Origin of the sequence: Mesorhizobium sp. CA7, from assembly GCF_020165015.1 — a bacterium.
Classification (GTDB): domain Bacteria; phylum Pseudomonadota; class Alphaproteobacteria; order Rhizobiales; family Rhizobiaceae; genus Mesorhizobium.
The window spans coordinates 219,171-232,234 of the sequence record NZ_JAIUHH010000002.1; the positions used below are offsets into that span (position 1 = coordinate 219,171).

Below are 13,064 nucleotides of genomic sequence, written 5' to 3' on the forward strand. Positions count from 1 at the left end.
CTGCCAGCTCCTATTCAGCCGCCACGCGCGCCGGCGCGGGCTTGAAATCCTCGGGGAAATGCGTGATCGAACTCATCACCGGGTAGGGCGTGAAGCCGCCCAGCGCGCAAAGCGATCCGAACTTCATCGTGTTGCAGAGGTCGGTGACCAGAGCGAGGTTCTTCTCCGCCTCTATACCAGCTGCAACCTTGTCGAGAACCTCCACGCCGCGCGTCGAGCCGATGCGGCAGGGCGTGCACTTGCCGCAGCTTTCGATGGCGCAGAACTCCATGGCGAAGCGCGCCTGCTTCAGCATGTCGGCGGTGTCGTCGAACACGGTGATGCCGGCATGGCCGATCAGCCCGTCGCGCTTGGCGAATTCCTCGTAGTCGAACGGCGTGTCGAACAAAGCCCGCGGGAAATAGGCACCGAGCGGACCGCCGACCTGCACCGCCTTCACCGGACGCCCAGTGGACGTGCCGCCGCCGATGTCGTCGACGATCTCGCCCAGCGTCAGACCGAAAGCCGTCTCGAACAGGCCGCCATGTTTGACGTTGCCGGCGATCTGGATCGGGATCGTGCCGCGCGAGCGGCCCATGCCGAAATCCTTGTAATAGGCGGCGCCCCTGTCCATGATGATCGGCACGGAAGCCAGCGAGATGACGTTGTTGATCACCGTCGGCTTGCCGAACAAGCCTTGGATCGCGGGCAGCGGCGGCTTGGCGCGCACCACGCCGCGCTTGCCTTCGAGACTGTTCAAGAGCGAGGTTTCCTCGCCGCAGACATAGGCGCCAGCGCCGACGCGGATTTCCATGTCGAAGGCGTTGGGTGAGCCCAGCACGTTGACGCCCAGCACGCCCGCCTTGCGGGCGATAGCGACGGCCTTGTTCATCGTCGCCACCGCATGCGGATATTCCGAGCGGATATAGACGAAGCCCTTGGTCGCGCCGGTGGCGATGCCGGCGATCGCCATGCCTTCGATCAGCACGAAGGGATCGCCTTCCATGATCATGCGGTCGGCGAAAGTGGCGCTGTCGCCTTCGTCAGCGTTGCAGACGATGTATTTCTGCTCGCCCGCCGTATCCAGCACCGTCTTCCACTTGATGCCGGTCGGGAAGCCGGCGCCGCCGCGGCCGCGCAGGCCGGATTCGGTCACCTGTTTCACGATGTCCGCGGGCGCCATCGCCACTGCATTCTGCAGGCCGTTCAGGCCGCCATGCGATTTGTAGCTGTCGAGTGACAGCGGATCGATGATGCCGCAGCGCGCGAAGGTCAGCCGCGTCTGCTTGGCGAAGAAGGGGATCTTGTCGGGGGAGCCCAACCAGCGCTTATGATGGCCGCCCTTGAGGAAGCCGCTGTCGAACAGGCTCTTGACGTCGGACGGCTTGACCGGCCCGTAGGCGACGCGGCCCTCAGCCGTGGCCACCTCGACCATCGGCTCCAGGAAATAGGCGCCGCGCGAGCCGTTGCGCACGATCTTGGCTTCGACGCCGCGCTCCTTGAGCTCCTTCTCGATCGCTTTGGCGACCTTTTCTGCGCCAAGCGCCAGCGCGCCGGAATCTGCCGGGACATAGATGCGCGGGATCATGAACGTACCTCCGCGACGATCTCTTCGATCTTCTCGTCATCCAGCCGACCGATGACTTCGCCGTCGAGCATCGCCGACGGCGAGCAGGCGCAAAGCCCGAGGCAATAGACCGGCTCCAGTGTAACCGATCCGTCGCGCGTGGTCTCGTGGAAATCGATGCCCAGCAACTGCTTGATCTTGGCCGCGACGGCGTCCGAGCCCATCGATTGGCAGGCTTCCGCCTGGCAGAGCTTCAGCACGTGCCGCCCGGCGGGCTTGGCGCGGAAATCGTGATAGAAGCTGACCACGCCGTGCACCTCGGCCCGCGATAGGTTCAGCCCATCGGCGATCACCGGCAGCGCGTCTTTCGGAACATGCCCGAACTCTTCCTGTATGCTGTGCAGGATCGGCAGCAACGGGCCTTCGAGGCCCTTCATCTCGTCAATGATCGCCGCCGTGCGCGACGCGATCTCGGTACTTGCGGCCTGCATGCTCACGCAGCGCCCTCCCTGGTCGTGGCGGCCAATGTATGTCACCCCGGAATATAGAGCGGTTTCGGGGCAACGACATGCATAGGGCGCAATATCGCTAAGTCCTTACGAAATCAGAGGAAACCTCCGAAATCAATAAAGCGCTTTCGTCGCTTGATAGAAATTTTCTATCAAGCTCCATCGGCTCGCATTGTCTAACCTAGCGGTGGGCGCGGAAATCGTCCGCCAGCGCCATCGCCTCTCCCAGAAGCGCCTGCACCAGCGGCGTGTGCGGCTCGCGCGGCGCCGCCACCAGCCCGACCGTGTGGCTGGCGTCCGGCTCGACGATCGGGATGGCCCGGATGGGCTCGGAAAAGCCGAACGTTTCCGCAAGGTTGAGCGGCATGATCGACGACCATTTGCCGGTGCGGATATGCGAGAACAGCACGATCATCGAATTCGATTCCAGCGTCGGCCGCACCTGCACGCCGGCTTCCGCCAGATGCTGGTCGATGATGCGGCGGTTCTGCATATCCGGCGTCAGCAGGCAGAGCGGCAACTGGCTGATCTCCGACCATGTCACTTTGTCGCGGTCGGAATAGGGGTTTCCGACCGCGGTGATCAACTGGTAGCGCTCGTCATAGAGCGGCACGCTGGTCACGCGGCCGAGCGGCTCGTTGTCGAGATAGGTGATGCCGGCATCGACGTCGAAATTACCGAGCAGCGACAGCACTTCGATCGATGTACGCGACAGCACCGAGAAGGTGACGCCCGGATGCTTTTCGCGGAATGGCGTCGTCAGCCGCGCCACCATGGCGAGGGCCGTCGGGATCGCGGCGATGCGGATGCGCCCGGACAGGCCGTGGCGCGCCGCCCGCATCTCCTCGCGCATCGTGCGGGAGTCGCCGACGATGCGGCGCGCCCAGCCCAGCACCTGCGTGCCCTCCGGCGTCAGCCCCTGGAAGCGCGAGCCGCGCAGCACCAGCATGACGCCGAGCTGTTCCTCGAGCTGCTTGATGCCGGCCGACAAGGTCGGTTGGGTGACGCCGCACACCTCCGCGGCCCGGCCGAAATGCTCCTCCTTGGCGAGAGCGATGAAGAATTCCAGTTTGTCGATCATGCCGTCCGATCCGCCGCGGTTTGCCCAAGGGTCGGGGAAATCGCCCTGCTTCGCAAGACGCATGCGCAATCGGCCTCGTCCACATTTTTGAGCCGGCTATCTGTTTTCCCGCGCTGCGCGTGGCGTTATGTGAGATAGGTGGAAGCAGGGAGGGACGACATGCTGGGTTGGTTTCGCAAGCTGTTGCCGCGCGAGGATCGCTTCTTCGACCTGTTCGAGCGGCATTCGCGCACGGTGGTCGGCGGCGCCGAAGCCCTTGAGCAGCTTCTCCAGGGCAAGGACATCGACCGCTGGTGCCAAAAAATCATCGATCTCGAGAACGAGGCTGACGGCATCACCGCCGAGGTCCTGCTTGCCGTCAGGCGCTCCTTCATCACGCCCTTCGACCGCGGCGACATCAAGGATCTGATCCAGTCGATGGATGACGCCATCGACATGATGCACAAGACCGTCAAGACGGTGAAACTGTTCGAAGTGAGGGAATTCGATCCGCTGATGCGGGAAATGGGCGGCGTCATCGTCCAGGCGGCCCGATTGGTCGCCGAGGCGATCCCGCTGCTCGGCAAGGTGGGCGCCAACGCAGCGCGCCTCAACGCCATCGCCGAGGAGGTCATGCGCGTCGAGGGCCGCGCCGACGATCTGCACGAGCATGGCCTGAAGGATCTGTTCAAGCGTCACGGCCGCAGCGACGCCATGGCCTATCTGATCGGCTCGGAGATTTATGGCCAGCTGGAGAAGGTGGTCGACCGTTTCGAGGATGTCGCCAACGAGATCAGCGGCATCGTCATCGAGAACGTTTAGGCGATGGACGCCACGATCGCCTTTCCCCTGCTGGTCGGCCTCGTTGCCGTGGCGCTGTTCTTCGATTTCCTCAACGGCCTGCACGATGCCGCCAACTCGATCGCGACCATCGTCTCCACCCGGGTGCTCAGGCCGCATTACGCGGTGCTGTGGGCGGCTTTCTTCAATTTTATCGCCTTCCTGTTCTTCGGCCTGCATGTCGCCGAGACGGTGGGAAAAGGCATCATCGACGCCAGCATCGTCACGCCGGCGGTGATTTTTGCCGCACTCGTCGGCGCCATCGTCTGGAATATCGTCACCTGGGTCGCCGGCATTCCGTCGAGCAGCTCGCACGCGCTGATCGGCGGGCTGGTTGGCGCCGGCGTCGCCAAGGCAGGCCTGGGCGCCATCGTCTGGTCGGGGCTCGGCAAGACTGTCGCGGCCATCGTGCTCTCACCCGCGACGGGATTCGTGCTGGCGCTCGTCCTGGTACTCATCGTCTCATGGCTGTTCGTGCGGCAGACGCCATTTGCGGTCGACAACAGCTTTCGCGTGCTGCAGTTCTTTTCCGCCTCGCTCTATTCACTGGGACACGGCGGCAACGACGCGCAGAAGACCATGGGCATCATCGCCGTGCTGCTCTTTTCGCAAGGCGCGCTCGGCCCGACTTTCCATGTGCCGCTGTGGGTGGTGCTCACCTGCCAGTCGGCACTGGCGTTGGGCACGCTGCTCGGCGGCTGGCGCATCGTCCACACCATGGGATCGAAGATCACGCGGCTGAACCCGATGCAGGGTTTTTGCGCCGAGAGCGGGGGCGCCATTACGCTCTTCGCCGCCACCTGGCTCGGTGTCCCGGTTTCGACGACGCATACCATCACAGGCGCCATCATCGGCGTGGGTGCCGCCCGCCGCGTCTCCGCCGTGCGCTGGGGCATCGCCGGCAACATCGTCGTCGCCTGGGTGATCACCTTGCCGGCGACGGCGGCGATTTCGGCGTTGACCTATCTCGCCACAAGGCTGGCCGGATGACGGGTTCCGGCTCCGCCTGAGAGTGGGCGCTATTTGCCCACCAGGTTCAGGATGTTGCCGTCGGGATCCTTGAACCAGGCCACCTTCATGCCCGAGCCGACATGGATGTCGCCTTCAAGCGACAGGCCGGGCATATCATAGTGCTCGAAGGTGATGCCCTTCGACCGCAGCGATTTGACGATCGACTCGATGCGGTCGCCTACCGCCCAGGTTGCGGCCGTCGCCTTGTTGGTGCCGGCGAATTGCGAGCGATAGACATTGAGGAGCGTGTCACCGCTTTTGTAGACGATCAGCTCGCCATCCATGTCGTCCACTTGGCTGAGGCCCAGCGTGCCCTCGTAGAACGCCCTTGCCTTGGCGATGTCCTTCACCGCGAGATTGGCTGTCACATTGCTGTTTTCAAGCATGACCGTCTTCCTTCCCCGGTTGTCGTGATGGCGATGGAGATAGCGCGGGCGCACCGTTTGGCTATGACCGGGCCCGAACCTGCGCCGCGGCCGTGGCCAAATCCGACACCATCCGTCGCTTTCCGGGGCACGCCAGGCGAGCCGCTGCGCCACGGCTTGGTTCCGTCGGCAAACTGCACTATCTGGAACGCCAAACGCCGAGGAAAGATCATGACCGTTACCAAGGAATCCGTCATCGAGCGCCTGAAGACGGTGAACGGGCCGGACTTCACCGGCAACATCGTCGATCTCGGCATGGTCTCCGAGATTTTCATCGCCGATTCCAAGGTCTTCTTCTCGATCACCGTGCCCGCCGCCCGCGCCCAGGAGCTGGAGCCGTTGCGTGCCGCCGCCGAGCGCGCGGTGAAGGCTATCCCCGGCGTCGCCAGCGCGGTCGTCGCGCTGACGGCGGAGAAGAAGGGCGGCGGCATGGAAGCGCCGGTTCCGCCGCGTCAACCTTCGCAGGCTGCACCGCAGCGGCCGACTCCGCAGCCGGCGCCGCAGCGCCCCGCGCCGCATGCGCCCGCCTCGCAGCGCCATGGCAGGCGCGGCGTGCCCGGCATCGACGCCATCATCGCCGTCGCCTCCGGCAAGGGCGGCGTCGGCAAGTCGACGACCGCCGTCAACCTGGCGCTCGGCCTTGCCGCCAACGGGCTGAAGGTCGGCGTGCTCGATGCCGATATCTACGGCCCTTCCATGCCCAGGCTGCTCAACATCCACGGCCGGCCGCAGACCGTCGACGGCAAGGTGCTGAAGCCGATGCAGAATTACGGCCTCAAGGTGATGTCGATGGGCTTCCTGGTCGATGAGGAGACGCCGATGATCTGGCGCGGCCCGATGGTGATGTCGGCGCTGACGCAAATGCTGCGCGAGGTCGAATGGGGTCCGCTCGACGTGCTGGTGGTCGACATGCCGCCCGGCACCGGCGATGCCCAGCTCACCATGGCCCAGCAGGTGCCGCTCGCCGGCGCCGTCATCGTCTCGACGCCGCAGGATCTGGCGCTGATCGACGCCCGCAAGGGCCTGAACATGTTCAAGAAGGTCGACGTGCCGCTGCTCGGCATCGTCGAGAATATGAGCTACTTTCTCGCTCCCGACACCGGCAAGCGCTACGACATTTTCGGTCATGGCGGCGCGCGGCGCGAGGCCGAGCGCCTCGGCGTCACCTTCCTCGGCGAGGTGCCGCTTGAGATGGGCATCCGCGAAAGCTCGGACGCCGGCACCCCAGTCGTCGCCTCCAAGCCGGAGGGCGCCGAGGCAAAGATCTACCGCGATATCGCCAGCAAGGTCTGGGAACGGGTCCAGGAAGAGCGCGGCGCCGCTGAAGCCGCCGTGCCGAGCATCGTGTTCGAATAACGCCCCTTTCTTTGAGGGTCAGGCGCCGACCTTCTCGCCGAACGTCGAGAAGAACTGCCCTGCCAATTTCTTCGATGTCGATTGGATCAGCCGGCTGCCGAGTTGCGCGATCTTGCCGCCGACCTCGGCCTTGGCAGCGTATTTGAGCACTGTCGAGTCCGCCCCGTCGGCGGTGAGCGTCACGTCGGCGCCGCCCTTGGCGAAACCGGCAACGCCGCCCTTGCCTTCGCCCTGAATGGTGTAGGAATGCGGTGGCTTGAGGTTTTTCAGCGTGACTTCGCCGTTGAAGGTCGCCTTGATGGGGCCGATCTTGAGCACCACGGTCGCAGCCATGGCGGTGTCCGAATTCTTCTCGAGGCTCTGGCAGCCGGGAATCGCCACCCTCAGGATCTCCGGGTCGTTAAGGGCTTCCCACACTTTCCCGATGGGTGCGGCGATCCGCTCCTCGCCTTCGATCACCAAAGCCATCAAGACCTCCCGCATTGCTGATGCCGGTTGGTCGTAGCGCGCGGCCCGAAACAAGTCTATCGCACCAAAGTCCGGGTTCCGGCTGCGCCTGCCTCTTGCCTGCATGGACGCATTGTCCTATCGATTTGTCATACAAATACGGAGACCACCATGGCAGGCGCCCCTACCAAGAAAAAGAAATTTCGCTCGCAGGAGTGGTTCGACAATCCCGACAATCCGGGCATGACGGCGCTCTATCTCGAACGCTACCTCAATTATGGCCTGACGCGCGCCGAGCTGATGTCGGGCAAGCCGCTGATCGGCATCGCGCAGACCGGTTCCGACCTTTCGCCCTGCAACCGGCATCACCTCGAGCTTGCCAAGCGCGTGCGCGAGGGCATCGTCTCGATGGGCGGCATCCCATTCGAGTTCCCCTGCCATCCGATCCAGGAGACCGGCAAGCGCCCCACGGCCGCGCTCGACCGCAACCTTGCCTATCTCAGCCTAGTCGAAGTGCTCTACGGCTATCCGCTCGACGGCGTGGTGCTGACCATCGGCTGCGACAAGACGACGCCTGCCTTGCTGATGGCGGCGGCCACCGTCAACATCCCGGCGATCGCGCTTTCGGTCGGCCCGATGCTGAATGGCTGGCACAAGGGCAAGCGCACCGGTTCGGGCACCATCGTCTGGGAATCGCGCCAGCGGCTGTCGGCCGGCGAGATCGATTATGACGAGTTCATGGACATCGTCGCCTCCTCGGCGCCGTCGACCGGCTATTGCAACACCATGGGCACCGCTACCACCATGAACTCGCTCGCCGAGGCGCTCGGCATGCAACTGCCCGGCTCGGCCGCTATCCCTGCACCCTACCGCGAGCGCGGTCAGATTTCCTACGAGACGGGCAAGCGCATCGTCGAGATGGTGCATGAGGATCTGAAGCCGTCCGACATCATGACCCGCGAGGCGTTCGAGAACGCCATCGTCGTCAACTCGGCCATCGGCGGCTCGACCAACGCGCCGATCCACCTCAACGCCATCGCTCGCCATCTCGGCGTGCCGCTCGACAATGACGACTGGCAGAAGATCGGCCTCGACATCCCGCTGCTGGTCAACCTGCAGCCGACGGGCGAGTATCTCGGCGAGGACTATCACCATGCCGGCGGCGTGCCGGCAGTCGTCGCCGAACTGATGAAGGGCGGCCTGCTGCCGCATCCCGATGCCGTCACCGCCAACGGCAGGTCGATGGGCGACAATTGCCGGGATGCCGTCAACGAGAATCACGACGTCATCCGCAGCGCCGACAAGCCGCTCAAGGCCAATGCCGGCTTCATCAACCTCAAGGGCAACCTGTTCGATTCCGCCATCATGAAGACCAGCGGCATCTCGCCCGAATTCCGTGAGCGCTACCTCTCCAACCCGAACGACCCGGAGGCCTTCGAGGGCAACGCCATGGTCTTCGACGGGCCGGAGGATTACCACGCCCGCATCGACGATCCGGCGCAGGGCATCGACGAGCACACGATCCTGTTCATGCGCGGCGCCGGTCCGGTCGGCTATCCGGGCGGCGCCGAGGTGGTCAACATGCAGCCGCCTGCCTACCTGATCAAGAAGGGCATCCACGCCCTTGCCTGCATCGGTGACGGCCGCCAGTCCGGCACGTCGGGTTCTCCGTCGATCCTCAACGCCTCGCCTGAAGCTGCGATCGGCGGCGGGCTGGCGCTGCTCAAGAGCGGCGACCGCGTCCGCATCGACCTGAAAAAGGCCACGGCCAATATCCTCGTCAGCGACGAGGAGATCGCCAAGCGGCGCGCCGCGCTGCAGGCCAATGGCGGCTATCACTATCCCCAGAACCAGACGCCTTGGCAGGAGATCCAGCGCGGCATGGTCGACCAGTTCTCGGCCGGCATGGTGCTGAAACCGGCGGTGAAATACCAGGACGTCGCCCATACCAGCGGCGTGCCGCGCGACAATCACTAGGCCTATTTATTCGGCCGATCAAAAGGGGCGGCTTGCCGACGGCGAGCCGCCCTTTTCTGTTGCCCTTGTTTCATCTCCAGGGAACCCACAGATAAGCTCGACCTCGGCAGCTCACGAAGCGACAGATCATCGTGGCAAAACGGCGCTCTTCCCTCGGCTTTCTCGGCATGTTCGGCCGCTCCGGCGATCTGCGCCAGCTCGACGACGCGTTGCGTGCGGCCGACCTGCATCCGGCGCTGGTACCAGAGGGCGTGAAACTCACCATCGTCAACCTGATGAACGACCGCTGGCCCGATGAGCCGCCGGGGGACGCCTATGCATCCGTGGCGCAGCTCTGCGGCTATTGCGTCGCCGGACGCCATGTATTCGAGCAGGTCAACGGCCGCGAGCTGACATTGCAGGTCGAGCGCCGCATCGAGGCGGCGCTGGAGGCCGGCGACAGTTTCGACGCGCAGATCGTGCTGATGACGCTGCACGCCAAGCTGATCAACTCCGAGGTCGTCGAGCGCTATGCGCTGAGCGCTGAGTAGCGGTCCTAGCCGCCCATCTTGCTGCGCGGCAGCTTGATCATCTCGCCGAAGCGGGCGCGCAATTTGTCGTCGAGCAGGCGCGAGACGTGGCGCGGGAAGCGCTCGGCAAGCACGCGCTTCTTCTCCGCGATTGCCCGCGACAGGATGTCGGGCCGGCCCTTCTCGTTCCATTCCTTGGGCGAGAAACGGTCGCCGACGGCGGGATAGAAATACTCGGTCTGCATCAGCTTCAATGTCTGATCGTTGCCGAGATAGTGCCCGGGACCCTTGAGGCAGACATCGGCGATCGTGTCGATCGATAGCGCGTCGTCGGTCACCTCGATGCCGCGCACGCAGCGCAGGCAATGGCCGAGCATGTCGTTGTCGATGATCAGGCTTTCGAGGCAGAAGCCGAGCAGCGAGGCATGCATGCCCGCCGATTCATAGACCAGGTTCAGGCCGGAGAGACCCGCCATCACGTTGGTGATGCCCTTCTCGTAGCCGGCCTGGATGTCGGGCAGCTTCGAGTCCGACATGCCGGCAGCCGAGCCGCCGGGCAGGTCGTAATATTGCGCCATCTGCGCGCAGGCCGCGGTCAAGACTGCTTGCTCGGCCGAGCCGCCGGACATGGCGCCGGTCCTGAGATCGGAGACGAACGGCCAAGTGCCGAAGATCGCCGGATGTCCAGGCTTGACGGCATTGACATAGACCAGGCCCATCAGCACTTCCGCCACCGCTTGCACGACGGCGCCGGCAATGGCGGCAGGTGCCGTGGCGCCGGCCTGGCCGGCCGACAGAAGCAGGATCGGAATGCCGCCTTCGACGCAGGCCTCCAACACTCCGCAGGCGTCCTCGGCGAACTTCATCGGCGGCACGACGAAGCAGTTCGAGTTCGACACGAACGGCCGCGCCCGGAAATTCTCCTCCCCGCCGGCGATCGCATAGAGCATCTCCAGCGCCGGCTTGACGTTCTCGCGCACGGTGAACGAGGTGCCGACATGCTTGGACGTCCCCATCACGCAGGCATAGAGCGTGTTGAAGTCCATATCGAGCGGGTCAGGAATATCACGCGGCACCATGGTGCGCTGGAAGAAATGGATGTTGTCCAGCCCATCGACGAGACGGGCGGCGTCGTAGAGGTCCTGCAGCAGCGATTCGCGATATTCGCGCTTCTCGACATCGACCAGATGCACCGCCGCACCCGCCGTGCCGTAATGCACGCGTTTGCCCTGGATCAGCATGTCGTGCTTCGGATCCTGGCCATGGAGGGTGAAGTTGCGCGCCGCCTTTTTGATCGTGTCCAGCACCAAGGCGCGCGGCAGCCGAACGCGGCCGTCATCGCCATGGATGCCGCCGACCCGGGTCAGCGCCTCGATGCAGGACGGGATGGCATTGGCGAAGCCGACCGTTTCCAGCAGCGTCAGCACCGCTTCGTGGATGCGTTCGCGGTCGTTCTGGCTCAATGGGCCATAGCTGCCGCCTTCAAGCCCCGGCCGCACCGGACGGATGTCGTCGGCCAAGGGCGCTGCCCGCATCGCGCGGCGCGCTTCGCGCCCGCCGGAACGCCGCGAACGCTGGTCCGACGACGATTCCTGCTTCTCGAGAGCCACTGACATGGAAGCACTCCACCTTTTGTCTTTTTCTGCGCGGCGAACGCGGCGGTTGGTCCACCATCGGCTGCCTCGTCCCCTTCTGGCTCCGACTATGCCGCCGGCATTGGCACAGCCTATGGGCCAAGCAATCCCGTCGAATATGCCAGAGTGCTAAAGCGGCAAACATGCGCCCAAACAAAAAAAGCCGGCGCGGCGCCGGCTTTTTTCAGGAGGTCTGCGGCGATCAGGCGGCCGCGGGCCTGCGCCCGGCGGCGGTGGCAAGTTCGCGGATGCCCGGCTCGATATGCTGCAGCGAGATCGAGGAGATGCCCAAGCGCATGAAACGAGAGGGCTTTTCGCTGCGATCGAAGAACCGGTCGCCGGGTTCGATGATGACGCTGCGCGAAGCGGCCGCTTCCGCAAGGCCGCGTGAATCGGTACCGCGCGGCCCTTCCAGCCACAGCGATGTGCCGCCCGCCGAGTCGGTCGAGCGCCACTCTGGCAGGAAAGCGGAAATCGCATGGACCAGGCGCTTGCGCCGTTCGTCGAAGGCGGTGGAAAGCCTGCGCACCAGCGCCTCGTGATGGCCGAGCGACAGGAACAGCGCGACGGCGCGCTGGTTGTTCGCCGGCGGGTGCCTGAGCATGAAGCGGCGCAGCGCGCGAAGCTCGGCGATCAGCCCGGCCGAGGCCACGATGTAGCCAAGCCTGAGACCCGGAGCCAGCGTCTTCGACATCGAGCCGACATAGATCACGCGGCCGGAACGATCGAGGCTCTTCAGCGCCTGCTGCGGCGCCTCATCGAGCAGCTGGCTGTCATAGCCGTCCTCGATAATGATCTGGTTGTTGCGGTTGGCGCGCGCCAGGAGATCCTGCCGCCGCTCCGCCGACAACGGCACCATGGTCGGGCAGTGGTGGCTGGGCGTGACGAAGACGAAGCCGGAATCGCTGGGGATCGCCGAGGTCACGATGCCCGACTGGTCGACCGGAACCGGCTGGATATCGGCGCCGGCCAGCCGGAAGATCGAGCGGGCGTCAGGATAGCCCGGGTCTTCCATGGCCACCTTCGAGCCCTTGGTCATTAGCAGCGACGCAAGCATGTAAAGCGCGTTCTGCGCGCCCAGCGTCACGATGATCTCGTCCGGATTGGCGAAGATACCGCGCCGCGGCAGAAGCCTGGCCTGGATCTGTTCGATCAGCAGCGGATCGTCGCGGTCCACCATGTCGGACGCCCAGTTGCGGATCTCGAGCACCGCCAGCGCCATGCGGTTGCACTCGCGCCATTCGGCGGTCGGAAACAGCGCCGGATCGAACTGGCCGTAGACGAACGGGTAGGAGGACTTGATCCAGTTGTCGTGCTTGGCCGGCGGCGGCATGTCGCTCGCGGCGATCTGCCGGCGCGCCTTCCAGTCGATCTCGTTCTGCTGGTCGGGCGCCTTCTGGTGCGGCTTGGCGGGGGTGGCCAGCACGTCCGGGTTAACGAAATGGCCGCGTCGCTCGCGCGCCACCAGGAAGCCCTGGTCGACCAGCTGCTGGAAGGCGAGCACCACCGTGCCGCGGGCAACCCCGAGTTTTTCCGCGAGAATTCGGCACGACGGCAACGGCATCGAGGCGGCGATCTGTCGGTCGAGAATGGCCGCGACGATCGCCTGGCGGATCTGCGCCTGGAGGGTTTGGCCGGATTCAGCCGAAATCCGGAACAGGCCGGACCATATGGCCGTGTCATTGCGCTGTGGCATGGGAAATCTTCCTCGGACGGCCAGCTGTTTTCACTTGGCTGGACCAGTGGAGTG

At 64.7% G+C, this 13,064-nt stretch carries 12 protein-coding genes; 5 read left to right on the forward strand and 7 right to left on the reverse strand.

The features are described from left to right. Positions 1–10 precede the first annotated feature (10 nt). The 3 genes from LB552_RS05780 to LB552_RS05790 all read right to left on the reverse strand — a co-directional run bounded on the left by LB552_RS05780 (position 11) and on the right by LB552_RS05790 (position 3,136). Positions 11–1,567 carry a formate dehydrogenase beta subunit gene (locus LB552_RS05780; RefSeq protein ID WP_224602677.1) on the reverse strand — a complete coding sequence of 519 codons (1,557 nt, stop codon included), beginning with the start codon at positions 1,565–1,567 and terminating at the stop codon, positions 11–13. Further along, entirely contained in the window at positions 1,564–2,043 is a 480-nt protein-coding gene (locus tag LB552_RS05785) for a formate dehydrogenase subunit gamma (protein WP_095766057.1), read from the reverse strand. Before LB552_RS05785 ends, LB552_RS05780 begins: the two co-directional genes overlap by 4 nt. 193 nt (positions 2,044–2,236) lie before the next feature. Next, positions 2,237–3,136 (reverse strand): LysR family transcriptional regulator, encoded by a 900-nt coding sequence (locus LB552_RS05790; protein ID WP_224602680.1) that lies wholly within the window; start codon positions 3,134–3,136, stop codon positions 2,237–2,239. A gap of 159 nt (positions 3,137–3,295) precedes the next feature. Between LB552_RS05790 and LB552_RS05795 the strand changes: the two genes are divergently transcribed. Together LB552_RS05795 and LB552_RS05800 are read left to right on the forward strand one after the other, a co-directional pair. After that, positions 3,296–3,937, forward strand: coding sequence for a DUF47 domain-containing protein (locus tag LB552_RS05795; protein WP_095766211.1), 642 nt, complete (start codon positions 3,296–3,298; stop codon positions 3,935–3,937). Positions 3,938–3,940: 3 nt separating this feature from the next. Beyond that, positions 3,941–4,945 carry an inorganic phosphate transporter gene (locus LB552_RS05800; protein WP_224602682.1) on the forward strand — a complete coding sequence of 335 codons (1,005 nt, stop codon included), beginning with the start codon at positions 3,941–3,943 and terminating at the stop codon, positions 4,943–4,945. Between the two features lie 29 nt (positions 4,946–4,974). Here the strand turns inward: LB552_RS05800 and LB552_RS05805 are convergent, their stop codons facing one another. Next, positions 4,975–5,352, reverse strand: a complete 378-nt coding sequence (locus LB552_RS05805; protein ID WP_224602683.1) for a VOC family protein — start codon at positions 5,350–5,352, stop codon at positions 4,975–4,977. 207 nt (positions 5,353–5,559) lie between these two features. Between LB552_RS05805 and LB552_RS05810 the strand changes: the two genes are divergently transcribed. Next, the gene (locus tag LB552_RS05810; protein WP_224603387.1) at positions 5,560–6,747 is read left to right on the forward strand and encodes an Mrp/NBP35 family ATP-binding protein; all 1,188 of its coding nucleotides are present in this window, start codon (positions 5,560–5,562) and stop codon (positions 6,745–6,747) included. A gap of 18 nt (positions 6,748–6,765) precedes the next feature. Here LB552_RS05810 and LB552_RS05815 read toward each other — a convergent pair whose 3' ends face one another. Further along, positions 6,766–7,215: an SRPBCC family protein gene (locus LB552_RS05815; protein WP_224602685.1), complete on the reverse strand. Its 450-nt coding sequence runs from the start codon at positions 7,213–7,215 to the stop codon at positions 6,766–6,768. 150 nt (positions 7,216–7,365) lie between these two features. On the opposite strand from LB552_RS05815, the gene LB552_RS05820 reads away from it, so the two are divergent. Both LB552_RS05820 and LB552_RS05825 read left to right on the forward strand, forming a co-directional pair. Continuing rightward, positions 7,366–9,171 carry an IlvD/Edd family dehydratase gene (locus LB552_RS05820; protein WP_224602687.1) on the forward strand — a complete coding sequence of 602 codons (1,806 nt, stop codon included), beginning with the start codon at positions 7,366–7,368 and terminating at the stop codon, positions 9,169–9,171. A 131-nt stretch (positions 9,172–9,302) separates the two neighbouring features. Beyond that, positions 9,303–9,701 (forward strand): hypothetical protein, encoded by a 399-nt coding sequence (locus LB552_RS05825; RefSeq protein ID WP_224602690.1) that lies wholly within the window; start codon positions 9,303–9,305, stop codon positions 9,699–9,701. A 5-nt stretch (positions 9,702–9,706) separates the two neighbouring features. On the opposite strand, the gene LB552_RS05830 is transcribed toward LB552_RS05825, so the two are convergent. Together LB552_RS05830 and LB552_RS05835 are read right to left on the reverse strand one after the other, a co-directional pair. After that, the gene (locus LB552_RS05830) at positions 9,707–11,296 is read right to left on the reverse strand and encodes a trimethylamine methyltransferase family protein (RefSeq protein WP_224602692.1); all 1,590 of its coding nucleotides are present in this window, start codon (positions 11,294–11,296) and stop codon (positions 9,707–9,709) included. A gap of 220 nt (positions 11,297–11,516) precedes the next feature. Next, positions 11,517–13,010: a PLP-dependent aminotransferase family protein gene (locus LB552_RS05835; protein WP_095766049.1), complete on the reverse strand. Its 1,494-nt coding sequence runs from the start codon at positions 13,008–13,010 to the stop codon at positions 11,517–11,519. Positions 13,011–13,064: the final 54 nt, after the last annotated feature.